Below are 23819 nucleotides of genomic sequence, written 5' to 3' on the forward strand. Positions count from 1 at the left end.
GTGATACACCAGCCGCGTGCCCGGCGATGCCGTGCCCGCCGGGCCGCGGCGCCTAGGGTGCGGGGCCATGGCGAGATACGTGATGCACCTGGCGTTCGACGACGACCCCCGGCGGCTGGCCGCCCGCCCCGCCCACCGTGACCACCTGCGGCGGCTGAAGGAGGACGGGCGGTTGGTCACCGCCGGGCCGTGGGCCGACGACAGCGGAGCCCTGCACGTCTACGAGGTGGCGGACGAGGCGGAGCTGCGCGCGATCCTGCGGGACGATCCGTACACGGCGGTGGACGGCTACGAGATCGTGCTGCTCAAGGAGTGGACCCCGATCCTTTGACGCGCTCCCCGACCTGAAGGCCGGGGATTCAGCCTGTGCCGCGCGTGCGGCACTTCTGAAGGCTTCCTGTTTCGCCGGGTCCTGCCCTCCGCTAGGCGGCGGGTCTTACGGTCCCTCCGCAGGCGTTTAGCCTCTCCGCCCGTCCGGCGGCGAGGATGTTGATCGCGGCGTTGACGTCCCGGTCATGGGCCGCGCCGCAGGGGCACACCCACGACCGGACGTCGAGCGGCATCGACTCGGCGAGCGCACCGCATGCCGAGCACAGCTTCGAGCTGGGGAACCAGCGGTCCACCTTCACGAAGGTCCGGCCACGCCGGGCGGCCTTGTATTCCAGCATGCTCACGAACGCCGACCATCCGGCGTCGTGGACGGACTTGGCCAGGCGCGTGCGGGCCAGGCCCTTCACGGACAGGTCCTCCACCATCACCGCTTGGTTGTCGCGGATGATCTTCGTGGAGAGCTTGTGCGCGAAGTCCCGGCGCGCGTCGGCCACCCGGGCGTGCGCCCTGGCGACCTTGACGGCAGCCTTCTTCCTGTTCGCCGACCCCTTCGCCTTGCGGCTGAGGTTCTGCTGCGCCTTGCGCAGCCGTCGTTCGGCGCGGCGCAGGAAGCGGGGGTTGTCGATCTTCCGGCCGTCTGACAGGACCGCGAAGTATGTCAGGCCCAGATCGATGCCCATCTCCGACGCGATCCGCGGCAACGGCTCGTCGCCGACCTCGACCACGAACGAGGCGAAGTACCGGCCCGCCGCGTCCTTGACCACGGTCACACTCGAAGGCTCGGCGGGCAGCGAACGCGACCAGCGGACCGGCACATCCCCGATCTTCGGCAGGCGCAGCTTCCCACCCGCCGTGACACGGAACCGGGCGTTGCGAGTGAACCGGATCGCCTGCCGCCTGTCCTTGCGCGACCGCAACCGGGGCGGGGCCACCTTCAGCCCCTGGCGTTTGCCGGTGATCGAGGCGAAGAAGTTCCGGTAGGCGGTGTTCAGGTCGGCCAGTGCCTGCTGTAGCACCACCGCCGACACCTCGCCCAGCCAGGCCCGCTCGGGGGTCTGCTTGGCCTTGGTGATGACCCGCTTGGACAACTCGGCGTCCGGGACATACGGCAACCCCTGTTCGCGGGCTTCCTGCCGGGCGCGCAACCCGTCGTTGTACACCGTCCGCGCGCACCCGAACGCCTTGGCCAGTTCTTGGCGCTGACCGGCGGTCGGGTAGAGGCGGACGTTGTACCGAAGCTGCACGCCATGATCTTACCGTTGGTTTATGGCCGAGTACGGAGACATCAGAACCGGAAGACACTGCATTTTTGTCCTGCACGCCCACTTGGTTTTCGTGACCAAGTTCCGGCATCGGGTGTTCACCGGCACCCACCTGGAGCGCATGGAGCAGATCATGCGGGACGTGTGCGCTGATTTCGAGTGCGAGCTCGCGGAGTTCAACGGCGAGAGCAACCACGTCCACCTGCTGGTGCGCTTCCCGCCGAAGGTCGCCCTGTCCCGCCTCGTCAACTCGCTGAAAGGGGTGTCCTCCCGCAGAATGCGGCAGGAGTTCCCCGAGTTGGCCCGCCATTACTACCGGGCGAACAAGCTATGGTCGGGCTCCTACTTCGCCGGGAGCGTGGGCGGCGCACCGATCAGCGTCCTGCGCCAGTACATCGAGCAGCAAAACCGCCCTGTCTGATCCAAGACGCCGGTCCGCCTGACGGCGGACCGGCTTTCCCTGCCCCGCTACGCGGGAAAGTCCGCTTCACCCCCCGGCCTGAAGGCCGGAGCACTGCGGACGAACCTGGTAGCCGTCCGGCCTGTCAGTCGCGCTTCCAGAAGGGGCCGCGGCGGCGGGGGGCGGGCGCGGGGGGCGCCCCGCCCACCACCTCGGTCAGGACCGCCACGGCGCGGTCGTGCAGCAGCCGCGCGTCCGCGCCCGGCCGTTCGGCGGCCTCCAGCTCGCGGGCCAGGCCCTCCAGCCTCTCCTCGCCGCCGAGGTAGGCGGCCAGCGCGGCCAGCCGGGTGCCGAGGTCGGCCAGGTACGCCAGGTCGGGTGCGGGCAGGGCGCGCAGCCGCTCGAGCTCGGCGACGAGCTGCGGACGCACCGTCTCCACCGGACGCCCGCCACCTCGGGGAACAGGCATCGGCGGGCGGGGTGCGAACGGCGGCACGCCGGAGATCGGGCCGCCGCTGGGCGGAGCGGCGGAGAGATCGTGTTCCATGAGCGGCTCCACACGGGCCGCGCCGAGCCGCGGACCGCCCGGTCGCCCGCGTGCGAACGACTGGACGGCGACCTGCGGCGGGGCGGCCGCGGCGATGCCGAAGAGGCCCGCCGCCGGAGCCGCCCCCGGCAGCTCCCACCCGCTCGGCGGCTCGACCGGCTGGATCACCCGGTGCTCGGGCTCGCCGCCGGCGACCTCGCGGGTGTCGACGGCCACGTACGCGGTGAAGCGGCACAGCACGCCGTACGCGAGGGAGGTGTCCACGATCCGGGACTCCAGGTCGTGTTCGCCCATCGCGTACCGGTCCTCCAGCTCGCGCAGGTGGGCGCGGGCCCAGACGGCGCGCAGGGCCGGGTTGTCCGCGGTGACGCCCTCGACGTGTTCCTCCCACGGCCCGCCGGCCGCCGTCCCGCGTACGGTGACGGACGAGCCCGCGCGGCAGCGCCCGTACACCCGCAGCGGGACGCCAGGGAAGATCGAGCCGAGATGCGTGACCGTCTCCGGTTCGACGTCGAGGCCCTTCAGCGACAGGTCGGTCACCAGGGGAGCGCCGATCCGGCGGTGGATGTGCTCCATCGCGGCGTCCAGCCGGTCCTCCGACTCGACCAGCTCGCAGCGCCCCGCGCCGAGCCCGGCGAGCCGGCCGAGGAAGCCGGCGTTCACCGCCCGGTCGATGCCGACCGTGTGCACGCGCATGGCCGACAGCGCGCCGCCGGCCTGCTCGAGGATCTGGTCCTCGTTGCCCACCTGGCCGTCGGTGACGAGCACCACGACGCGTTCGCGCTCGCCTCGCGCGCCGAGCAGCCTGATCGCCTCGCGCAGCGGGGCCAGCAGCTCGGTGCCGCCGCGCGCGTCCACCCGCGCCAGGTGCTCGACCGCGCGGTAGCGGTTGCGGTCGGACGCCTCCACCAGCCCCTCGAACGCCTGCTCCACCACGGAGTCGAAGGTGAGCACCGCGAACCTGTCCTGCGGCGTCAGCGTGTCGACGATGCGGGCGGCGGCGCGGCGGGCGCAGACCATCTTCCAGCCGCTCATGCTGCCGGACCTGTCGAGCAGCAGCACCAGGTCGCGCGGCGGTCGCGGCGCCTGCAACGGCGGCGGGAGCACGGTCAGCGCGAACGTGCCCAGCCCGTCCAGCTGCAGCGACGTGGAGGCGTCGAACGACAGGCGCAGCACGAAGTCGCGGTCGAGGCGCTCGCCGGGACGCACGCGTACGGTGTGGACCCCGTCGTCGCGGCTCTCTTCCTCCACCACGTGCAGGCTGGAGGCGAGCTCGCGCAGCCGCAGGCCGGCGGCGTCGACGTCGGCGGTCAGCGACAGCCGCACCGGGTCGGGGAAGCCGGGCAGCAGGACGGGCGGGGTGATGCGGGAGGCGTCGGGGACGGCGTCGGTGTCGGGCGCCGTGCCGTCGCCGGCCGGTTGGCCGTCGACCGGGCTGCCCGGGATGTAGCGCGGGGCCACGACCAGCGGGAACCGGAAGGTGGCCGCGCCGTCCTCGTACGGCAGCGGCTGGCTCAGGGTGAGCCGTACGGACACGCGTTCGCCCGGCAGGATGTTGCCCACCCGGATGGTGAACACCTCGGGCCGGTCCTCCTCGGCGATCGCGGCCCGCCTGCCCTCGCGCAACGCCTGGTCGTAGTCCTGCCGGGCCTGCCCGCGCTCCTTGAGCACGCCCTCCACCACGTGGTCGGCGGCCTCCATGCGAAAGCCCGTCACGGCCGCCCGGTCGGGCAGCGGGAAGACGTACGTGGCCTCCAGCGTGACGTCGAACGGGTTGCGGAAGCCCTGGGTGACCTCGACCCCCGCGACGAGCCCGGAGATCGCGGCGCGCACGTCGACGCTTTCGAGCGGAAGGTTGCCGCGGCCCGTCCGCAGCGCGCCGAACCCGGCGTCGGGCACCGTCGGGCACTGTGCGGGCTCCAGCGACGTGATGTTCATATCAGTTCCCTCTCTTCGAGCACCGCGAGCAGCGGGCGGGCCGCCGCCAGCACCGCCTGTACGTCCTCCTCGGACGGGAGCCTGGTCGCGTCGAGCACGATCCGCACCCGTTCGGCCAGCCGCACCCCGGTCACCATCTCCCCGGGCGCCGGGCCGTCATGCAGCACGACGGCGTCCTGATCGGGTGTCCGAGGTCGTTCGGCCCAGAACCGCGCCCGGGGTTCGGCCGGCGGGTCGTCCGCCGGGCGCGCGGGTTCACCGGCGGCAGGCAGCCGGGCCGTGGCCTCCAGCATCCGGTCGGTCGCCCCCGCGAGGGCGGCCTGGATCTCCGCGATGGAACGGCCGGCCGCCTGCAGCCGCTTGACGGCCACGAGCTGCAGCAGGTGCCGGCGGCCGTACTGAGCCACCCGGCCGCGCCGGGCGAGCGGCGGGTCGATCAGGCCGATCGTGGTGTACCAGCGGATCAGCCGCTCTCCGGGCAGGTCGCGGACCCGGCCGTTCGCGGGCGGCGACGCGTCGGCGCGCAGGGCGCGCGCCGCGTGCCCGGCGAGCTCGCCGAGGGTCCAGGTGTCGCTCATGTCTCCACACTGACACTGTCACGATGACAGTGTCAACGTCGTTCCCGGAAGAACTGTCGTGCCTATTTCGTTATCTCTGTGGAAAGTCCGACCGACGGGGAGGAACGACACATGGCTACGATCACCGGTCCGCTCTCGGGAGAGGCCAGGAACACCGTCGCGGAGGCGCTCCAGGGCGCGCTCGTCGACCTGATCGACCTGTCACTGGTCGCCAAGCAGGCTCACTGGAACCTCATCGGCTCCCACTTCCGTCCGATCCATCTCCAGCTCGACGAACTCACCGACCTGGCCCGGCAGCACATGGACACCATCGCCGAGCGCGCCGTCGCCGTGGGGGTCAACCCCGACGGCAGGTCCGCCACGGTGGCCCGCTCCACGAAGCTGTCGCAGCCGGACGGCGGCTGGATCGAGGACGGCAAGGTCGTGGCGACCATCACCGACACCCTCGACGGCATCAGCAAGCGCATGTACGAGCGCATCAGGGCCGTGGATGAGCCCGATCCGGTCACCCAGGACCTGCTCATCGCGATCGCCCAGGACATCGACAAGCAGCACTGGATGTTCCAGGCACAGCGCTAGCCGTCGCGAGGCGCTCGAGAGCGGCGCCGCAGGAGGCCCGGGCCGGATCGCCCGGGCTTTCGCATGTCACGCGACGGCGACCCGTCGTGAGGAGTTCGGTGCCGGGATCCTTGCCCTTGGTGTCCGTGCGGTCGACTAGCGTGGCACCGAGAGGGAGGCCCACGATGTCCCACAAGACTCTCCCCCGTACGGGCCCGCTCCTGGCGGGCGGCGACGGCCTGTACGGCCCGATCGGCCGGCCGGGCGAGAGCGGCCTGGCGCTGCCCCAGGGTTTCGCCGGACGGGTCGTGGCCAGGTCGGGCGCGAAGGTCGCCGGGCTCACCTGGCACGCGGCCCCCGACGGCGGCGCCTGTTTCCCCGACGGCGACGGCTGGATCTACGTGTCCAACTCCGAGCTGCCCCTGCTCGGCGGCGCCTCGGCGCTGCGCTTCCGCGCGGGCGGCGACGTCATCGACGCGTACCGCATCCTGTCCGGCACCGACCTCAACCGCGCGGGCGGCGCCACGCCGTGGCACACCTGGCTGTCGTGCGAGCTCGGCCACCGCGGCCGCGTCTTCGAGTGCGACCCCTACGGCGTGCGCGCCGCGCGTCCCCGCCTGGCCATGGGCCGCTTCCGGCACGAGGCCGCCGCCTGCGACCCCGAGCGGCAGGTGGTCTACATGACCGAGGGCGAGCCCGACGGCTGCCTCTACCGGTTCCGCCCCGGCGACTGGGGCGACCTGACCGAGGGCACGCTGGAGGTGCTGTGCGCCTCGGGCCGCTGGCGACCGGTGCCCTCGCCGGCCGCGCTCCTCAGGGCGACCCGCCACCAGGTCGAGGAAGCCCGCCACTTCGACGGCGGCGACGACTGCCACTACGTGGGCGGCGTCTGCTACTTCACCACGCGCGGCGACCGCGGCCTGTGGGCCTACGACGCGGGCGGTTCCACGCTGGAACGGCTGTGCGAGGGCGTGCGCGCCGTCACCGCCGCGCCCTCGGGCGACCTGTACGTCGCCCGCGACGCCGGGCGGGCCAGGATCGACCTCGTCGCGCCCGACCGCTCGGTGGCCCCGTTCCTCAGGCTCGTCGGCCACGACGACGTCGAGCTGACCGGGCCGGCGTTCTCGCCGCGTGGTGATCGCCTGTGCTTCTCGGCCAGGCGCGGCCGCACCGAGGGGCTGACGTTCGAGGTCACGGGCCCCTTCCGGGCCTGACCGTCGCGGCCCGTGACGCGCCGCGACACGTGCCCGTCTGGAGGTCGCTGATCACCTTCGTATAGAACCGGGGTGCAGAAGCCGACCACAGGAGGATCACGCGGTGAAATACGTGCGCATAGGCGGATACGGCCCGGGCATCGTCACGATCGGCGGCGGCCTCACGAGGGTGGCCTCGCCCTCGTTCCTGACCGTGCATCCCACCCTGCCGGTGCTGTACGCCGTGGGGGAGCTCCAGCGCGGCTGGCTCACCGCGTTCACGGCCGAGGGCACGTTGCAGCCACTGGACGAGCGGCCGAGCGAGGGCGCCGACCCCTGCCACATCGCCGTGGACCCCGAGGGCGCGCTGCTCGCGGTGGCCAACTACGGCGACGGCACCGCCACGCTCTACCGGCTCGACGAGCGGGGAGCGTTCGCGGGCGACCCGATCGTGCTGCGCCACGCGGGCTCGGGCCCGGTCGCCGGCCGCCAGGAGGGCTCGCACGCCCACGAGGCCGTCTTCCACGACGGCGTGCTGCACGTCTCCGACCTGGGCACCGACGAGATCCGCCGCTACCGCCACGACGGCACCCCGCTGGAGCCGATCACGATGCCGCCCGGCACAGGGCCGCGCCACTTCGCCTTCGCCGGTTCGCGCCTGTACGTGACGGGCGAGCTCGACGGCTCGGTCACGCTCGTCGAGGGCGACCGCCGCACGAGCGTCCCCGCGAGCCGGCGTCCCGGCGAGAACATGCCCTCCCACCTGCACTTGGAAGGCGATCTCGTCTACGTCGGCAACCGCGGCCCCGACACCGTCTCGGTGCTGCGCGCCGCCGACCTGTCGCCGGTCGCCGAGGTGCCCACCGGCGGCGTGTGGCCGCGCCACTTCGCCATCGACGGCGACCGCATGTACGTGGCCAACCAGCGCTCCGACCAGGTCACCGTGCTCGCGCTGCGCGACGGCGTCCCCGAGCCGACCGGGGAGGCGCATGAGGTGGAGAGCCCGTCCTGCGTACTGGTCCAGTAGGGATCAGAAGTGCCGGGCGGCCGCCATGGTCAGGACGATCGCCGCCCGCCAGCGCTCGTACCCGGCGTCGTCGCGTTCGCCGGGTTCGAAGCGCCGGTCGAGGTGCCAGGTGTCGCGCAGCTCGCCCATCGAGCCCCACATGCCGGATCCCAGCCCCGCCAGGAACGCCGCGCCCAGCGCGGGCGTCTCCTGGATCGCGGGCCGTTCCACCGGTGAGCCGAGCTGGTCGGCCTGCATCTGCATGAGCAGGTCGTTGGTGCTGGCCCCGCCGTCGGCCTTGAGCACCTGCGCGTGGCCCGCGCCCATCGACTCCACCACGTCGCGCACCTCGTACGTGATCGCCTCCAGGGTGGCGCGGACCAGGTGCGCCCGCGTGGTGTCGCGGGTGATGCCGGCGATCATGCCGCGCGCGCCCGGCTCCCAGTGCGGCGCGCCCAGCCCCGTCAGGGCCGGTACGAACACCAGGCCGCCGCTGTCGGGCACCGTGCGGGCCAGAGCCTCCGACTCGGCCGCGCTGCCGAGCACCCCGAGCCCGTCGCGCAGCCACTGCACCGCCGCCCCGGTCACGAAGATCGACCCCTCCAGGGCGAACGTCCGCTCACCGGACGGCGTCTGCCAGGCCACCGTGGTGAGCAGCCCCGACCGCGAGCGCACGGCCTCGTGGCCGGTGTTGGTCAGGACGAACGAGCCGGTGCCGTAGGTGCACTTGACGTCGCCGACGTCGAAGCACGTCTGCCCGAACAGGGCGACCTGCTGGTCGCCGCCCATGCCGCTGATGGGCAGGTCGAGCCCCAGGAACGCTCCAGGATCGGTCTGCCCGACCGGGCCGAAGCTGGGCATGATCTCCGGCAGGGCCGACTCGGGCACCCCGAACAGCTCGCACAGCTCGGGCTCCCAGGCGCCGGACTCCAGGCCGTACAGGAGGGTGCGTGAGGCGTTGGAGGCGTCGGTGACGTGCCGCGCGCCCGAGGTCATCCTGGCGATCAGGTAAGAGTCCACCGTCCCCAGCGCGACGTTCCCTGACTCGACCCCTTCCCACAGTCCGGGGTCGTTCTCGGCCAGCCAGGTGAGCTTGGTCGCCGTGAAGTACGGGTCGAGGCGCAGCCCGGTCAGCTCCGAGACGCGGGGATCCAGCTCCGCCTCGCGCAGGCGCGTGCATATCGTGGAGGTGCGGCGGTCCTGCCAGACCATGGCACGGCGTGGCGCGGCGAGGGTCCGCCGGTCCCACAGCACCGCGGTCTCGCGCTGGTTGGTGATGCCGATGCAGCAGGGTGAGGCGGAGGCCCCGCTCAGGGCGGTGGCGCAGGCCGACAGTGTCGCCTGCCAGATGTCCTCGGGGTTGTGCTCGGCCCAGCCCGGCTGAGGAAAATGCTGGGTGAACTCTTCATAGCCCTTTGATTCCATCTGACCGTTTTCGGTGACTACGAGGGCGGTGACACCTATCGTCCCGGCGTGGATGGCCAACACGCTCACGATATGTCCTCCGTTCGCTCTTCGGCCGGTGTGCTCGGGCGTTTGGTCTAGACCACGGGTGTGATGCCGGGCACAATGCGAGTCTGTCATCAGCACTGGTTCATGGCCCCAACCGGGAGGAACCCGTCATGCGTATTGGAGTGCTCACCGGGGGCGGCGACTGCCCCGGTCTCAACGCCGTCATCCGGGCAGTGGTACGCAAGGGAGTAGCCGTCCACGGCCACGAGTTCGTCGGATTCCGCGACGGCTGGCGCGGCCCCCTCGAGGGCGACACCATGCCGCTCGACATCCAGGCCGTCCGGGGCATCCTGCCGCGGGGCGGCACGATACTCGGCTCGTCCCGCACCAACCCCGTGAAGATCGAGGGCGGGGTCGACCGGATCAAGGAGAACCTGGCGTCCACCCAGGTCGACGCGCTGATCGCCATCGGCGGCGAGGACACTCTGGGCGTCGCCCGGCAGCTGTACGAACGCGGGGTCAAGGTCGTCGGCGTACCCAAGACCATCGACAACGACCTGTCGGGCACCGACTACACCTTCGGCTTCGACACCGCCGTCAACATCGCGACCGAGGCCATCGACCGGCTGCACACCACCGCCGAGTCGCACCACCGGGCGCTCATCTGCGAGGTCATGGGCCGGCACGCGGGCTGGATCGCCCTGCACGCGGGCATGGCCGGCGGCGCCAACGTCATCCTCATCCCGGAGAAGCCGTTCGACATCGACCGGGTCTGCGAGTACGTCGAGTCCCGCTTCCGCACCCGCTACTCGCCCATCGTGGTGGTCGCCGAGGGCGCGCACCCCATCGAGGGCCAGATGGAGCTGCAGGCGGGCGAGCTCGACGCGTTCGGCCACGTACGGCTCGGCGGCATCGGCGAGGTGCTGGCCAAGGAGATCGAGAAGCGCACCGGCAAGGAGGCCCGCACCACGGTGCTCGGCCACATCCAGCGCGGCGGCACCCCGACGGCCTACGACCGGGTGCTGGCCACCCGGTTCGGGCTCCAGGCGATCGACGCGGCGCACGAGGGCGACTTCGGCGTCATGGTCGCGCTGCGCGGCACCGACATCGTCCGTGTCGGTCTCGACGAGGCCACGTCCGAGCTGAAGACCGTGCCGGTCGAGCGCTACGCGGAGGCCGAGGTGTTCTTCGGCTGAAAGCGGCTTGCAAGCGGGCGGCCGTACCGTCGCGGAGCAGCGGATCACTTCCGCTGGAGCCTCTCGGGTACGGCCCGCGCCGCAGCGAGTCGGCGGCCCACCACAGGCGTCGCGAGCCGTGCCCGTAGAGGCGGGTCACCCCCGTGAGGGCGTGCCGGAGAGTTCCCACTCCGGCACGCCCTCGGCAGGTGCCGGACTAGTCGCGGGGCTGCCGACGGGGGACGGCGCCGTTGTAGAGAAGCTCCTGCTGCTGCCGGGTGGCGCGGCGGCGCAGCTCCAGCCGGGCCACGAGCTCCGCGTCCTCGCGCTCCTCCTCCTGCGACGGCGACAGGATCACCATGAGGAGCATGGTCAGCGTGATCAGGCTGATCACGGTCATGAGCGGGACGAGGAAGTCGAGCGCGTCCGCACCGGCGATCCGGGCCGGCTCGCCGTGCACCGTGACGTGCATGGCGTACATGCCGGTGTAGTGCATCCCGGCCACGGCGGCGCCCATGACCAGGGAGGCGGCCGTGATCCAGACGGCCTTGCGCACCCGCAGGGTGAACCACAGCGCCACCGTGGCGGCCACCACGGCGATGCCCACGGACGCGGCCACGAGCAACCGGTCGTAGGAGACGTGGGCCGACATGTTCATCGCGTACATGCCGAGGTAGTGCATGGAGGCCACGCCGAGGCCCGTGAGCAGGCCGCCGCCGAGCAGCGCGGGCAGGCGCCCGCCGCCGTACGAGACCAGCAGCAGGCCGGTGCCGACGACCACGATGGCCACGACCGCTGAGGCGGCGGTGAGCCAGACGTCGTACTTGATCTGGGTGCCGTCCACCTGGAAGCCCATCATCGCGATGAAGTGCATCACCCAGATGCCGGTGCCGCCGATCGAGACGGCGGCGCCGAGCAGCCAGCGCAGCCGGGTGGCGCCGTGGGAGACATGGGCCTGCGCGGTGAGCCGCAGCCCGAGCATCGACCCGATGCAGGACATCACGTACGCCAGCACGGGCGTGAGCAGTCCGTACGTGAAGTGATTCACAGCAGAGGTCATAGATCGGTTCCTTGCCTTGGAGATCCGGAGATTCTGGCACTCGAGATGTCCTGTTTGCATGGATAACTCAACTATCTGTCAAAGATCGAGTCGGGAAGGCGGGGCGTGACGGGCGATCCCGCCGAGCGACACCCGGACTAAACTCGGAGGTCGCGACGTTGCCAACAGGGCGCCGTTTCTCCCCGTCTTCCCGGAGGTCCCACCATGACGATGTCCGCCCTGGGCGAGCCGTGTGTTCTGCTCAAGCTGGGCGAAATCGTCCTCAAGGGCAAGAATCGTGAGCTGTTCGAACGCCGGCTGATCAGCAACATCCGCGACGCGCTGCAGACCGTGGACATCAAGGTCGACGTGCGCAAGCGGCACGGCGTCATCGCGATCTTCCTGCCGCAGGGCGCCACCGCCGAGCAGGCCGACGCCGTCGCGCGGCGGGTCGCCGACGTGCCCGGCCTCATCTGGATCCACCAGGCCTGGCGGGTCGCCAAAGACCCCGACAGCGTGCTGAAGGCCGCCCTCGAACTGGCCGGCGAGAGCGAGGAGGCCAAGCGGGGCGCCCGCTTCGCCGTGCGCTCGCGGCGGCGCGACAAGCGCTTCCCGATGACCTCCAACGAACTCGACCGGTTCGTCGGCGGTGCGATCAACGACGAGTACCACCTGCCCGTCGACCTGAAGAACCCCGAGCTGACGATCTTCATCGAGGTCGACCGCGACGAGGTGTTCGTCTTCACCGGCGGCATCCCCGGTCAGGGCGGCCTGCCCGTCGGCAGCAGCGGCCGGGCGCTCGTGCTGATGTCGGGCGGCATCGACTCGCCGGTGGCGGCGTACCGGATGATGCGGCGCGGCCTGCACGTCGACTTCCTGCACTTCTCCGGCATCCCGTTCACCACGTCCGAGTCGATCTACAAGGCGTACGCGCTGGTCAGGAAGCTCGACAGGTTCCAGGGCAGGTCGCGGCTGTGGGTGGTGCCGTTCGGCAAGGCCCAGCAGTCGATCCGCAACTCCGGTCAGGACCGCCTGGCCGTGATCGCCCAGCGGCGGCTCATGCTCAAGACGGCAGAAGAGGTCGCCCACCGCATCCGCGCGTCCGCGCTGATCACCGGCGACGCCCTCGGCCAGGTCTCCTCCCAGACGCTGGCCAACATCACCGCCCAGGACAACGCCGTCGAGCTGCCGATCCTGCGGCCGCTGGTCGGCTGGGACAAGACCGAGATCATGGCCGAGGCCCGGCGTCTCGGCACGCTGGAGATCTCGGAACTGCCCGACGAGGACTGCTGCTCCCTGCTCGCGCCCAAGCGCGCCGAGACCCGGGCGAAGATCGAGGACCTGAAGCAGATCGAGCGGCGGCTCGACGCCGAGGAGCTGTGCGTCCAGCTCGCCGACTCCATCCAGGAGTACACGCTCTAGACGGCACGTCCCCGCCCGCGCCCTCTCCGCGCTGAGGGGAAGCTCGCTTCTCACGTGAAACGGCCCCCCGCGCGAGCGGGGGGGCCGTCCCGTGTCACATGGCGAGTGCTGCCGCTGCCGTCGTCTTGCCGAGCAGGGCGGGGAAGTCGTTCATCACCTGGGCGAGCTCGCCCAGGTCGGCGCCCACCAGGGCCTGCGGGCCGTCGCAGAGCGCCTGCTCGGGGTGCGGGTGCACATCGACGATCACACCGTCGGCGCCCACCGCGACGGCCGCGCGGGTCAGCGGCAGCACCAGCTCGCGCCGGCCGCCCGAGTGCGACGGGTCGATGATCACCGGCAGGTGCGACAGCTGCTGCGCGACCGGCACCGCGGAGACGTCGAGCGTGTTGCGGGTCGCGGTCTCGAACGTCCTGATGCCGCGCTCGCACAGGACGATGTCGAGGTTGCCGCGCTGGGCGATGTACTCCGCGGCCATCAGCCACTCCTCGACGGTGGCGTTCATGCCGCGCTTCAGCATCACCGGCCGGCCCGCCGTCCCGACCGCCTGCAGCAGCGCGAAGTTCTGCATGTTGCGGGTGCCGACCTGGAGCATGTCGGCGTACGAGGCCACCAGCTCGACGTCCCTAGCGTCCGTCACCTCCGTCACGATCGGCAGGCCCGTCTCCTCGCGGACGTCCGCGAGGATGCGCAGCCCCTTCTCGCCCAGCCCCTGGAACGCGTACGGCGACGTGCGCGGTTTGAACGCCCCGCCGCGCAGCAGCACCGCCCCCGCAGCCTGCGCCATCCTGGCCGCCTCCAGCGTCTGCTGGTGCGTCTCCACTGCGCACGGCCCCGCGATCAGCGTCACGGTGTCGGGGCCGATCGGCACACCCCCCACATGGACGGTCGACCGTTCCGGATGGTTCTCCCTGCTCACCAGCTTGTACGGCGTCGACACCCGTACCACGTCCTGCACCCCCCTCATGCCGCGCAGGCTCGCCGGATCGAGCTGCGTCACGTCGCCTACGAGGCCGACGATCGTCCGCCGCACGCCCTTGCTGACGAACGCGTCCACCCCGGCCGCCCGGACGACGTCCACGACCGACGTGAGGTCGTCCGCGGTCGCCTCGGGGCCCATCACGATCACCATTGCTGCTCCTTGTCGTCATGCCCCGGCCCGGCCCCGGGAACGCGAAAGGCCCCGGGTCCTCGGACCCGGGGCCTTTCGTTCGCCTGTCTGCTAGCGCAGCGTCAGATGGCGAACGGACTCGGGTCCGTCGCCATACCAAAACAGGAACGCGGTGCGCATAGTTCTCTTATCGTAGCGCACCCAACCCGGCGCGATGCCGGTGGCGGCTCGATGGCAGGATGGCCCATGACGCGAGACGGGTGAGGAGAGTGATCGTGGAGGAGTCGCGCCTGCCGCCAGGCCAGTACGTCCCGCGTGGCCGGCCTGTGATCCATTACGGCAGGGTGCCCACGTTCCGGCCCGAGCGCTGGGACTTCCGCGTCTTCGGGGCCACCGCCTCAGGGGCGGAGCACCGCTTCACCTGGGACGAGTTCGCCGCGCTGCCGCGCGACACCCGCATCTCCGACTTCCACTGCGTGACCAAGTTCTCCCTCATGGCCAACGAGTGGCACGGCGTCACCCCGGCCACGATCATGGAGATCGCGCCGCCCGACCCCGGCGTGCGCCACGTGATGATCTGGGCCGAGTACGGCTACAGCGCCAACCTGCGGCTGTCCGACCTGTCGGCGCAGGACACCCTCTTCGCCACGGACCTCGACGAGAAGCCCCTCAGCCCCGACCGCGGCCACCCCCTGCGGCTCGTGGTGCCCCACCTGTACGCGTGGAAGAGCGTCAAGTGGGTGCGCGGCATCGAGTACCTGCTGGAGGACCGGCGGGGCTTCTGGGAGGAGCGCGGCTACCACAACATCGGCGACCCGTGGCGTGAGCAGCGCTACTCGTACCAGGAGGAGCAGGGCGAAGGCCCACCCTGACCCACCGCCGCGTCCGACGTCGTGCACGGCAGGGTGAGGGCCCGCCTCTGCCGTGCGGCGGCGCGCCGGTCTTCAGCGTAACGTGAGCATCTGATTACACTATGCTGGCATTGCCCTGGCGACTTTGCTTTCATTCGGCGGCGTGGTGGGATGCTGAGAGTTCTGGCCGTGGACGACGAAGTGCCGGCTCTGGAAGAGCTGGCCTATCTGTTGCGCCAGGACGAGCGGATCGAACACGTCACCACCGCCGCCGACGGCGTCACGGCCCTGCAGGACATGGTTCAGATGATCGGCGGGGGAGAGCGGCTCGACGGGGTGTTCCTCGACGTGCGCATGCCGGGGCTCGACGGGCTCGACCTCGCCCGGCTCGTCAGCGGCTTCCCTTCGCCGCCCCGGCTGGTGTTCGTCACGGCCCACGAGGAGTGCGCGGTGCAGGCGTTCGAGCTGGAGGCGGTCGACTACCTCCTCAAGCCCGTGCGCGCCGAGCGGCTGGCGGAGGCCGTACGCAGGCTGGAGGCCGCCGCGTGTCCCGCGCCGCAGCAGGGCCAGGACGACGTGATCCCGGTCGAGCTGGGCGGGCGCACCCGGTTCGTGCCGCAGCAGGCCGTCCGGTTCGCCGAGGCCAAGGGTGACTACGTACGGCTGCACACCGTCGACGGCAGCTACCTCGTCCGCATGTCGCTGGCCGCGCTGGAGCGGCGGTGGTCGGAGGCGGGGTTCCTGCGCATCCACCGCAGCACGCTCGTCTCGGCCCGCCACGTGAGCGAGCTCCGGTTCGACGGCGGCCGTGTCACCCTCACGGTCGGCACCGAGACGCTGCAGGTCAGCCGCCGACACAGCCGCCAGGTCCGCGAGCAACTCGTCCGCCACCCCCGCAACGTCATCTCCTGACCCCCACGCGCCCACGGGGCGCCGGCATCACGTCCATCTCCGCCGTGCGCCCCCATGCCGCGCATGGACGGGCTGCCCGCCCTGCGCCGGCCTCTCCGCCGACGCCACCTCCCAGGCGCCACAACGCCCGTCCCGGCCGTACGTGCCGCCTCCGCGTGTGCTCTGTCGCTCTATCGGACGTACGTGCTCGGGCGGGCTCGCGCGTTCCACGCCCGGGCCGGCGTACGTGGTGGGAAACCTTCCGCCGCCCGGCTGGGGTGTGTGTCGTGGCCCGGTCGGGGGTGCCTGTGGGTCGAGTGGGGGGGTTGACGGGCGGGCGTGAACGGGGGAGAGAGGCGCTGGTGGGTGGGCGTGAAAGTGTGCGAGGCGGACTGGCGCGGCGTCCGTGGTGGTGCCGCCGGGTCAGGCTCGGCCGAGTGCGACGGTGCTGGTCACGACGGGAGTACGGAAGTGACTGGTGATGCCTGTGGTCGGCAAAGGGTGTGTCAAGTGTGTGTGCAGGCCCCCTGATTGACCGTTCGGCGTGCCGGGACGACCGCTCGTCGTTCGCGCACTCTCCGTATGTCGATGACTACAGACCGCTCAACGAGCTGGGCGTGAACGGGGTTTCGCCCACAAGATCGCAACCGTAGTGTTTCGGCATCGGAAAGCCACCTGGCGCATCGGGGGGCGGAGGCCGCAAGGCTCACGTACACCTCTGATGCGCCGGATTCACCGGCGACCACGCACGTCGCCGCGGCTGGCCGGGCCCTTGACCGGGGGGTGGGGGCCCGCCCAGCCGCATCGGTAGAAGGGGCGCCTGCGAGGCCGTAGAACCAGGCCCCGCGATCCGGCCTTCGGGGGCGGTCGGATCGCGAGAGCAGGCGCCCCATAACCACCACACACCTCCACTCACAGAGCGCCGCTCGCGGGGAAGCCCCTCTCAGGGGAAGTGGCCTTCGCAGGGGAGCCTCACTCTCGGGGAGCATGGCTCACGGGAAGCGCCCCTCACAGTCACCACCGCTCGCAAGGAGAGCGCTCCCCGTAGGATGCGGCACCCACGGGAAGCGCTGTTCGGGGAAGCGGCGCGTACGGGGAGTGGCGGGTGGGGGGAGAGGTCAGGTGGGGCGGAGTTGTTTGAGTAGCGCGATGTCCTCGGCGTGTTTGGGAGCCTTGCCGGGGGTTTCGATGCACAGGGGGACGCCTGCGGCCACCGGGTGGCGCATGATCTCGGCGAACGGGGCGCTGCCGATGTGGCCCGCACCGATGTTCTCGTGGCGGTCCTTCTTGGCGCCGCACACGTCCTTCGAGTCGTTGGCGTGGATCAGCTTGAGCCGTCCCGGCGCGATCGCGTGCAGGGCGTCGAACGTCTCCTTCACCCCGCCCTCGGCGGCCAGGTCGTGGCCCGCCGCGAAGGCGTGGCAGGTGTCGAGGCAGATGCAGGCCCGCGGGTGCCGGCCGAGGGCGTCGAGATACGGCTCGAGGTCCTGCACGGTGGCGCACAGCATCGCGCCCTGACCTGCCATCGGTTCGAGCAGCAGGTCGGGCCCGCCGTCGGGGATCTCGTCGAGCAGCGGCACCAGGTTGTCGCCCACCTGCCGCAGTGCCTCGTCGCGCCCCTGGGTCACCGCCGAGCCGGTGTGCACCACGACCCCTTTGGCCCCGATCTCGACCCCGCGCCGCAGCGCGTGGCGGACGACCGCGACCGAGTCCTTCAGCGTCGCGGGATTGGGCGAGCCGAAGTTGACGAGGTAGGGCACGTGGATGAAGGCCGGCACGCCCGACTCGGCCAGCTTGGCGTCCTCGTCGGGCTTGCCGTCGTTGAGCGCCCACCCGCGCGGGTTGGTGACGAACACCTGGATCATCTCGGCGCCGATCTCGGCCATGTACTTCAGGCCGCCCGTCGCGAGGCCGCCCGCGACGGAGACGTGTCCGCCGATGAGGGTTGTGGGAGTCATGGTGCCTTCCAGTCTAGGCAGCCGGTCGGGACCGCCGGCCGTGCGCTGACCAGCGGAAAGCGTACCCCCTGAGGGTGGCAAAGGTTGCCTCAAGCGACGGCGGCGGGGGAGCGATCCGCCCGCGCTCCGTGACGTCTCTTGGAGCATGACACGAAAAGGACGGAGAATCCGGGCGGTCACTTCGGAGTTCTCGTCCCTGGACCGGGCACAAGCGCCTGTGTGTACTTCTGACATGCCGGACGCTCTCGACGCCTTCAACGCCCTGCCGCCCGCCGAGGCCGAGCGGGACCTGCTCACCTGCTGCGCCTCGCGCGCCTTCGCCGCGCGGATTGCGTCACTGAGGCCGTACGCCGACCTGAATGCGCTGCTGGACGCGGCGGACGCGGCCGTGCGGGAGCTGAGCCGGGACGACGTACTGGAGGCGCTGAAGGCGCACCCGCGGATAGGCGAGCGTCCTGACGGCGACGGCAGAGAGGCGGCGTGGTCACGGCGCGAACAGTCCGGCGTCGAGGACGGGTTGCGCGCCGAACTGGCCGCGGGCAACCGGGCGTACGAGGACAGGTTCGGGCACGTCTACCTGGTCTGCGCCACCGGGCTCACCGGCGCCGAGCTGCTCGCCAAGCTGCGTGATCGCCTCGGCAACGACGAACGGGCCGAACGCGGGGCCGTACGCCGCGAGCTGGCGGCCATCGCGCGGCTGCGGCTGTCCCGGCTCATGGAGGAGGGCGGATGAGCTTCTCCACGCACGTGCTGGACGCGGTCACCGGCCGCCCGGCCGCCGGCCTGCGGGTACGCCTCGAGCACGAGGGCCGCGTCGTGGCCGAGGGACGCACCGACGCCGACGGCCGCATCAAGGGCTGGGACGCGGGGCCCGGCGTGCACCGCGTCGTCTTCGACACCGGCGCCTACCTGGCCGAGACCTTCTACCCGGAGGTCGTCGTGACGTTCACCGTGGCCGACCCCGCCCAGCACCACCACGTGCCGCTGCTGCTCAGCCCGTACGCCTACTCCACCTACCGAGGGAGCTAGATGTCCGTGAAGCTAGGCCCCAACCGCTACGGCAAGGCGGAGACCAGGCTCGTCCACGTGGTCAGGGAAGGCCCGGTCCACCGCATCAAGGACATCACCGTCAGCACCTCGCTGTCGGGTGACATGGAGGCTGTCCACCTCACCGGCGACAACGCCTCCGTCCTGCCGACCGACACGCAGAAGAATACGGCGTACGCGTTCGCCAGGAAGCACGGCGTCGGGCAGATCGAGGAGTTCGCCCAGCTGCTGGCCCGGCACTTCGTCAGCTCCCAGCCGTCGATCCACCACGCCCGCGTCCAGATCGAGGAGTACGCCTGGGACCGCGCGGGCCCGCACTCGTTCGTCCGCGACGGCGGCGAGGTGCGCACGTGCGTCGTCCACCACGACCGCGACGGGCGCGGCACGGTCGTGTCGGGGCTGACCGACCTGGTGGTGCTCAACACGGCGGGCTCGGAGTTCCACGGCTATCTCGTGGACGAGTACACCACCCTGCCGCCCACCCGCGACCGCATCCTCGCCACGGCCGTGACCGCCCGCTGGCGGCACACCGGCGGGACCCGCTCGTACGCCGGGTCGTACGAGAAGCTGCGGGCGGCGCTGCTCGACGCGTTCGCCGGGACCCACAGCCTTTCCCTGCAGCAGACCCTGTACGCCATGGGCGAGCGCGCTCTCAGCGTGTGCCCCGAGATCTGCGAGGTCAGGCTGGTGATGCCGAACAAGCACCACGTCGCGGTCGACCTGTCGCCGTTCGGCCTGGACAACGACAACGTGGTTCTCCAGGCCCTCGACCGGCCGTACGGGCTGATCGAGGGCTCGGTGCTGCGCGAGGACGCGCCCGACGCCGGATTCGCCTGGGAGTAGGAGAGATGGACTTCTTGCGGCCCACGACGTGGGCGGAGGCGCTGGCCGCCAAGGCGGACCGGCCCGAGGCGGTGCCCATCCAGGGCGGCACCGACGTGATGGTGGAGCTCAACTTCGACCGGCGCAGGCCCGAGGCGCTGCTCGACCTCACCCGGGTGGCGGAGCTGCGGGAGTGGGAGACGCTGCCCGGGTACTGCCGGGTGGGGGCGGGGGTGCCGTACGCGACCGTCATCGACGAGCTGTCCGGCCCGCTGCCGGGGCTGGCGCAGGCGTCGCGCACGGTCGGCTCGCCGCAGATCCGCAACCGGGGCGGCGTCGGCGGCAACCTGGGAGCGGCCTCGCCCGCCGGCGACAGCCATCCGCCGCTGCTCGCGGCGGGGGCGGTGGTCGAGGTGGAATCGCGCGACCGGGGCGTGCGGACGGTCCCGGCCGCCGAGTTCTATCTCGGGCCGAAGCGCAGCGCACTGGAGCCGGACGAGCTCATCCGGGCCGTGCGCGTGCCGCCCGCGACAGGACCCCAGTACTTCTCCAAGGTCGGCACCCGCAACGCCATGGTGATCGCGGTGTGCTCGTTCGCCGTCGCGCTGCACCCCGGCGAGCGGCGGGTCGGCACCGGCATCGGCTCGGCAGGGCCGACCCCGCTGCGGGCGCTGGAGGCCGAGGACCTGCTGGCCCGCGAGCTCGACTGGGACGCGCCGCTCGACCCCGCGCTGGCCCGCCGCTTCGGCGAGCTGGCCGCCCGCGCCGCCGCGCCGATCGACGACGTACGGGGCACCGCCGCGTACCGGGTGCACGCCGTCGGCGTGCTGGCCCGCCGCACGCTCACCTGGGCCTGGAACGACCACCGCGAGGAGAGGGCCGCCTGATGCGCGTCACGTTCACCGTCAACGGTCGCGAGCAGACCGCCGACGGCGTCTGGGAGGGCGAGAGCCTCCTGTACGTCCTGCGCGAACGTCTCGGCCTGCCCGGCGCCAAGAACGCCTGCGAGCAGGGCGAGTGCGGCTCGTGCACGGTCCGGCTGGACGGCGTGCCGGTCTGCGCCTGTCTGGTCGCGGCAGGACAGGCCGAGGGCCGCGAGGTGCTGACGGTCGAGGGGCTGGCCGACGGGGGCGCCCTCGACCCGGTGCAGGAGGCGTTCGTGGAGTGCGGGGCCGTGCAGTGCGGCTTCTGCACGCCCGGTCTGGTGGTGCAGGCTCACGACCTGCTGGAACGCGTACGCCACCCGTCCGACGCGGAGATCAGGGAGGCGCTGGCGGGCAACCTGTGCCGGTGCACCGGCTACGAGAAGATCCTCGACGCGGTACGGCTCGCCGCCGCCCGCCGGGCCGGGGGAGCGGACGGTGAGTGACCAGGGGAGCGGGGTGGTGCTCGTCACGGACGTGGCGGTCGCGCCGGTGGTGGGCCCCGAGATCGAGTCCGGATATATCAGGATCGAGGGCGACCGGATCGCCGAGCTGGGCCCCGGACCGGCGCCCGACGTCCCCGGCGCCGTCCGGATCGACGGCAGCGGCTGCCTGGCCACGCCCGGCCTGGTCAACACCCACCACCACCTGTACCAGTGGGCCTCACAGGGGCTCGTCCAGGACGCGACGCTGTTCGAGTGGCTGGTCGCGCTCTATCCGGTGTGGGCGGCCATGGACGCCGAGGTGGTCAGGGGAGCGGCCACCGCCGGACTCGGCTGGCTCGCCCTGTCGGGCTGCACGACCACCAGCGACCACCACTACGTCTTCCCCAAAGGGCGCGGCGACCTGCTCGCGGCCGAGATCGAGGCGGCCCGCGAGGTGGGGCTGCGCTTCCACCCGGCGCGCGGATCCATGGACCGGGGTCACTCCAAGGGCGGGCTGCCGCCGGACGCCGTCGTCGAGGACCTGGACGACATCCTCGCCGCCACCGCCGAGGCCGTGGACGCCTACCACGACCCGTCCTTCTCCTCGATGCTGCGCGTGGTGGTTGCGCCCTGCTCGCCGTTCTCGGCCAGCGCCGAGCTGATGACCGAGTCGGCCGCCCTGGCCAGGGCCGCGGGGGTGCGCCTGCACACCCACCTCGCCGAGACCCTCGACGAGGACGAGCACTGCCTCGAGCAGTTCGGGGCGCGCCCGGTCGACTACATGGACAAGCTGGGCTGGCTGGGCCCGGACGTGTGGTTCGCGCACGCCGTCCACCTCAGCGACGGCGACATCGGCAAGCTGGCCGCCACCGGCACCGGCGTCGCCCACTGCCCGTCGTCCAACGGGAGGCTCGGCGCCGGGATCGCCCGCGTGTCGGAGCTGCTGCGCGGCGGCGTGCCGGTGGGTCTCGGGGTGGACGGCAGCGCCTCGTCCGAGCTGACGCCGCTGTCCGGCGAGATGCGCCAGGCCCTGGTGTTCCAGCGCGCCCGTCTGGGGCCCAGGGCGCTGAGCGCCCGGCAGGCGCTGAAGCTGGCCACGCTGGGCGGCGCCCGCAACCTCGGCAGGGAGGCGGAGCTGGGCACGCTGCAACCGGGCAAGCTGGCCGACGTCGCGCTGTGGCGGGTCGACGGCCCCTTCACCCCAGCCGTCCCCGACCCGGTCTGCGCGCTGGTCTTCGGGCCCCCGCCGCCGCTGGCCCGCCTGCTGGTCGGCGGGCGCACGGTGGTGGCGGACGGCGAGCTGCGGACCGTCCCCCAGGACGTGGCCGGCCGCGCGGGCGTCGCGGCCCGCCACCGCCTGCTGCGGGCGGCGGAGGAGCAGGGCGTCACGGTCGGGAGCGAGCTGGACGTACGCAGCCGGAGCACCCGAAGGTCCTGAGCCAGGTGGCCCGGCACCGGACCCGGCGAACCTCAACGCTACGATCACCACGGCGATCTGGGCAAATCCCCCAAATAGTCAGTTCATCCGTCATTTCTCGCATAGGGGTACTTTCTTTCATGACCAAGGTCATCGTGGTGGCGACACCCGTCCATGGGCACGTCATGCCACTCCTCGCCGTCGCCGCGGACCTCGTGCGCCGGGGACACGACGTCGTCGTGCACACCGGTTCCAGGTTCGGCGAGCACGTCCGGCGGATCGGGGCCCGCCACGTGCCGCTCCCCGCGGAGGCCGACTACGACGACCGCGACTACTCGGCCTCCTTCCCCGGCCGCGACGACGTCCCCCCGGGGCCGCCGCGGATGGCGTGGGACCTCATGCACATCTTCGGCGACCCGGTTCCTGCCCAGTACGACGGCCTGCGCAAGCTGCTGGCCGAGTTCCCCGCCGCCGTCGTGATCGGCGACGCGTCGTTCGGCGGCAGCGCGGCGCTCGCGCTGACCCACGAGCGGACGGCACGTCCGACCGTGGTGGGCGTGGGCATCATGCCGGTCATGTTCGAGAGCGTCGACGCCGCGCCGTTCGGTCTCGCTCTGCCGCCGCTCGCCGGTGACGAGGGCAGGGCCCGCAACCAGGCGCTCAACCAGCAGGCGCGGGAAATGCTCGCCCCGCTGCACGGCTATCTCGCGCAGGTGTACGCCAAGGTGGGCGTGCAGCTCGACGACCAGCTGTTCAACATGGTGGGCACGGCGCCCGACCACTTCGTCCAGCTCACGGTGCCCGGCTTCGAGTACCCGCGCAGCGACCTCCCGGCGTCCTTCCGCTTCGTCGGCGCGCTGCCGCCCGCACCGGAGCCCGGCATGGAGCTGCCCGACTGGTGGTCCGATCTATCCGGTGAGCGGCCGGTCGTCACCGTCACCCAGGGCACCGTCGACAACGCCGACCTGACGGCGCTCGTCGTCCCCACCCTGCGCGCCCTCGCCGAACTGGACGTGACCGTCGTCGCGGCCACGGCCCGTCCCGACGGCCCGGCCGCCGTGCTCGACGCCCTCGGTGAGCTGCCCGCCAACGTACGGCTGGGTGGTTACATCCCGTTCGGGCAGCTGCTCCCGCTGAGCGACGTGCTGATCACCAACGGCGGGTACGGCGGGGTACAGACCGCGCTGCGCCACGGCGTGCCGCTGATCGTCGCCGGTGAGACGGAGGACAAGCCAGAGGTGGCCGCCCGCGTCGAATGGAGCGGCGCCGGCGTGAACCTGCGCACCGGACGCCCCGACGAGGCCGCCGTCCGCGCCGCCGTGGAGTTGGTGCTCGGCACGCCGCGGTACCGCGAGCGGGCCCTGGCCCTTCAGGCGGAGATGGAGACGTACGACCCGTTCGACGCCATCGCCGAGATCGTCGAGCAGGCCTGACGCGCGTTTCGCGCCCGCCCGGGGCGCGTACGGAACCGCCTGGG

Annotated in this window: 23 protein-coding genes; 16 read left to right on the top strand and 7 right to left on the bottom strand. The window is 71.8% G+C overall.

Annotated elements, in window-relative coordinates:
* Positions 1-67: 67 nt before the first annotated feature.
* A complete protein-coding gene (locus BLR04_RS30635; protein ID WP_090771824.1) occupies positions 68-331 on the top strand; it encodes a YciI family protein in 264 nt (87 codons plus the stop codon).
* Between the two features lie 91 nt (positions 332-422).
* Here the strand turns inward: BLR04_RS30635 and BLR04_RS30640 are convergent, their stop codons facing one another.
* Entirely contained in the window at positions 423-1574 is a 1152-nt protein-coding gene (locus BLR04_RS30640; RefSeq protein WP_090771825.1) for an RNA-guided endonuclease InsQ/TnpB family protein, read from the bottom strand.
* A gap of 22 nt (positions 1575-1596) precedes the next feature.
* On the opposite strand from BLR04_RS30640, the gene tnpA reads away from it, so the two are divergent.
* Complete coding sequence (tnpA, locus tag BLR04_RS30645; protein ID WP_090771827.1) at positions 1597-2013, top strand: IS200/IS605 family transposase; 417 nt, start codon at positions 1597-1599, stop codon at positions 2011-2013.
* A gap of 124 nt (positions 2014-2137) precedes the next feature.
* On the opposite strand, the gene BLR04_RS30650 is transcribed toward tnpA, so the two are convergent.
* Positions 2138-4477, bottom strand: a complete 2340-nt coding sequence (locus BLR04_RS30650) for a VIT domain-containing protein (RefSeq protein ID WP_090771829.1) — start codon at positions 4475-4477, stop codon at positions 2138-2140.
* Positions 4474-5055 carry a MerR family transcriptional regulator gene (locus BLR04_RS30655; protein WP_090771831.1) on the bottom strand — a complete coding sequence of 194 codons (582 nt, stop codon included), beginning with the start codon at positions 5053-5055 and terminating at the stop codon, positions 4474-4476. Before BLR04_RS30655 ends, BLR04_RS30650 begins: the two co-directional genes overlap by 4 nt.
* A gap of 111 nt (positions 5056-5166) precedes the next feature.
* On the opposite strand from BLR04_RS30655, the gene BLR04_RS30660 reads away from it, so the two are divergent.
* The 3 genes from BLR04_RS30660 (at position 5167) to BLR04_RS30670 (ending at position 7833) form a co-directional block, all read left to right on the top strand.
* A complete protein-coding gene (locus tag BLR04_RS30660) occupies positions 5167-5634 on the top strand; it encodes a Dps family protein (RefSeq protein ID WP_090771833.1) in 468 nt (155 codons plus the stop codon).
* Between the two features lie 164 nt (positions 5635-5798).
* A complete protein-coding gene (locus BLR04_RS30665; RefSeq protein ID WP_090771835.1) occupies positions 5799-6827 on the top strand; it encodes an alkaline phosphatase PhoX in 1029 nt (342 codons plus the stop codon).
* A gap of 103 nt (positions 6828-6930) precedes the next feature.
* Entirely contained in the window at positions 6931-7833 is a 903-nt protein-coding gene (locus tag BLR04_RS30670; RefSeq protein WP_176903368.1) for a lactonase family protein, read from the top strand.
* A 3-nt stretch (positions 7834-7836) separates the two neighbouring features.
* Here BLR04_RS30670 and BLR04_RS30675 read toward each other — a convergent pair whose 3' ends face one another.
* Positions 7837-9306, bottom strand: coding sequence for an FGGY family carbohydrate kinase (locus tag BLR04_RS30675; protein WP_090771839.1), 1470 nt, complete (start codon positions 9304-9306; stop codon positions 7837-7839).
* Between the two features lie 128 nt (positions 9307-9434).
* Between BLR04_RS30675 and BLR04_RS30680 the strand changes: the two genes are divergently transcribed.
* Positions 9435-10460, top strand: coding sequence for a 6-phosphofructokinase (locus BLR04_RS30680; protein ID WP_090771841.1), 1026 nt, complete (start codon positions 9435-9437; stop codon positions 10458-10460).
* 196 nt (positions 10461-10656) lie between these two features.
* Here BLR04_RS30680 and BLR04_RS30685 read toward each other — a convergent pair whose 3' ends face one another.
* Positions 10657-11499 (bottom strand): MHYT domain-containing protein, encoded by an 843-nt coding sequence (locus tag BLR04_RS30685; protein ID WP_090771843.1) that lies wholly within the window; start codon positions 11497-11499, stop codon positions 10657-10659.
* A 204-nt stretch (positions 11500-11703) separates the two neighbouring features.
* Here BLR04_RS30685 and thiI point away from each other — a divergent pair, with 204 nt between their 5' ends.
* Entirely contained in the window at positions 11704-12900 is a 1197-nt protein-coding gene (gene thiI, locus BLR04_RS30690; protein WP_090771845.1) for a tRNA uracil 4-sulfurtransferase ThiI, read from the top strand.
* A 94-nt stretch (positions 12901-12994) separates the two neighbouring features.
* Here thiI and aroF read toward each other — a convergent pair whose 3' ends face one another.
* Positions 12995-14029, bottom strand: a complete 1035-nt coding sequence (aroF, locus tag BLR04_RS30695; protein ID WP_090771847.1) for a 3-deoxy-7-phosphoheptulonate synthase — start codon at positions 14027-14029, stop codon at positions 12995-12997.
* Positions 14030-14283: 254 nt separating this feature from the next.
* Between aroF and BLR04_RS30700 the strand changes: the two genes are divergently transcribed.
* Positions 14284-14880 carry a molybdopterin-dependent oxidoreductase gene (locus tag BLR04_RS30700; protein ID WP_245740729.1) on the top strand — a complete coding sequence of 199 codons (597 nt, stop codon included), beginning with the start codon at positions 14284-14286 and terminating at the stop codon, positions 14878-14880.
* Positions 14881-15030: 150 nt separating this feature from the next.
* Positions 15031-15771: a LytR/AlgR family response regulator transcription factor gene (locus BLR04_RS30705; RefSeq protein WP_090771851.1), complete on the top strand. Its 741-nt coding sequence runs from the start codon at positions 15031-15033 to the stop codon at positions 15769-15771.
* Positions 15772-16868: 1097 nt separating this feature from the next.
* Here the strand turns inward: BLR04_RS30705 and BLR04_RS30710 are convergent.
* On the bottom strand, positions 16869-17708 hold the full coding sequence (locus BLR04_RS30710) for a deoxyribonuclease IV (protein WP_090771853.1): 840 nt from the start codon (positions 17706-17708) through the stop codon (positions 16869-16871).
* Between the two features lie 232 nt (positions 17709-17940).
* On the opposite strand from BLR04_RS30710, the gene uraD reads away from it, so the two are divergent.
* The 7 genes from uraD to BLR04_RS30745 all read left to right on the top strand — a co-directional run bounded on the left by uraD (position 17941) and on the right by BLR04_RS30745 (position 23775).
* On the top strand, positions 17941-18441 hold the full coding sequence (uraD, locus tag BLR04_RS30715) for a 2-oxo-4-hydroxy-4-carboxy-5-ureidoimidazoline decarboxylase (protein ID WP_090771854.1): 501 nt from the start codon (positions 17941-17943) through the stop codon (positions 18439-18441).
* Positions 18438-18737, top strand: a complete 300-nt coding sequence (gene uraH, locus BLR04_RS30720; protein ID WP_090771856.1) for a hydroxyisourate hydrolase — start codon at positions 18438-18440, stop codon at positions 18735-18737. Before uraD ends, uraH begins: the two co-directional genes overlap by 4 nt.
* Complete coding sequence (pucL, locus tag BLR04_RS30725) at positions 18738-19598, top strand: factor-independent urate hydroxylase (RefSeq protein ID WP_090771858.1); 861 nt, start codon at positions 18738-18740, stop codon at positions 19596-19598.
* A gap of 5 nt (positions 19599-19603) precedes the next feature.
* Positions 19604-20464: an FAD binding domain-containing protein gene (locus tag BLR04_RS30730; protein WP_090771860.1), complete on the top strand. Its 861-nt coding sequence runs from the start codon at positions 19604-19606 to the stop codon at positions 20462-20464.
* Positions 20464-20946 (top strand): (2Fe-2S)-binding protein, encoded by a 483-nt coding sequence (locus tag BLR04_RS30735; protein ID WP_090771862.1) that lies wholly within the window; start codon positions 20464-20466, stop codon positions 20944-20946. Before BLR04_RS30730 ends, BLR04_RS30735 begins: the two co-directional genes overlap by 1 nt.
* On the top strand, positions 20939-22363 hold the full coding sequence (locus BLR04_RS30740; RefSeq protein WP_425413461.1) for an 8-oxoguanine deaminase: 1425 nt from the start codon (positions 20939-20941) through the stop codon (positions 22361-22363). The genes BLR04_RS30735 and BLR04_RS30740 overlap by 8 nt, the downstream gene beginning before the upstream one ends.
* Before the next feature lie 119 nt (positions 22364-22482).
* The gene (locus BLR04_RS30745) at positions 22483-23775 is read left to right on the top strand and encodes a nucleotide disphospho-sugar-binding domain-containing protein (RefSeq protein WP_090771864.1); all 1293 of its coding nucleotides are present in this window, start codon (positions 22483-22485) and stop codon (positions 23773-23775) included.
* Positions 23776-23819 lie beyond the last annotated feature (44 nt).

The organism is Nonomuraea maritima, assembly GCF_900100395.1.
GTDB classification, from domain to species: Bacteria; Actinomycetota; Actinomycetes; order Streptosporangiales; family Streptosporangiaceae; genus Nonomuraea; species Nonomuraea maritima.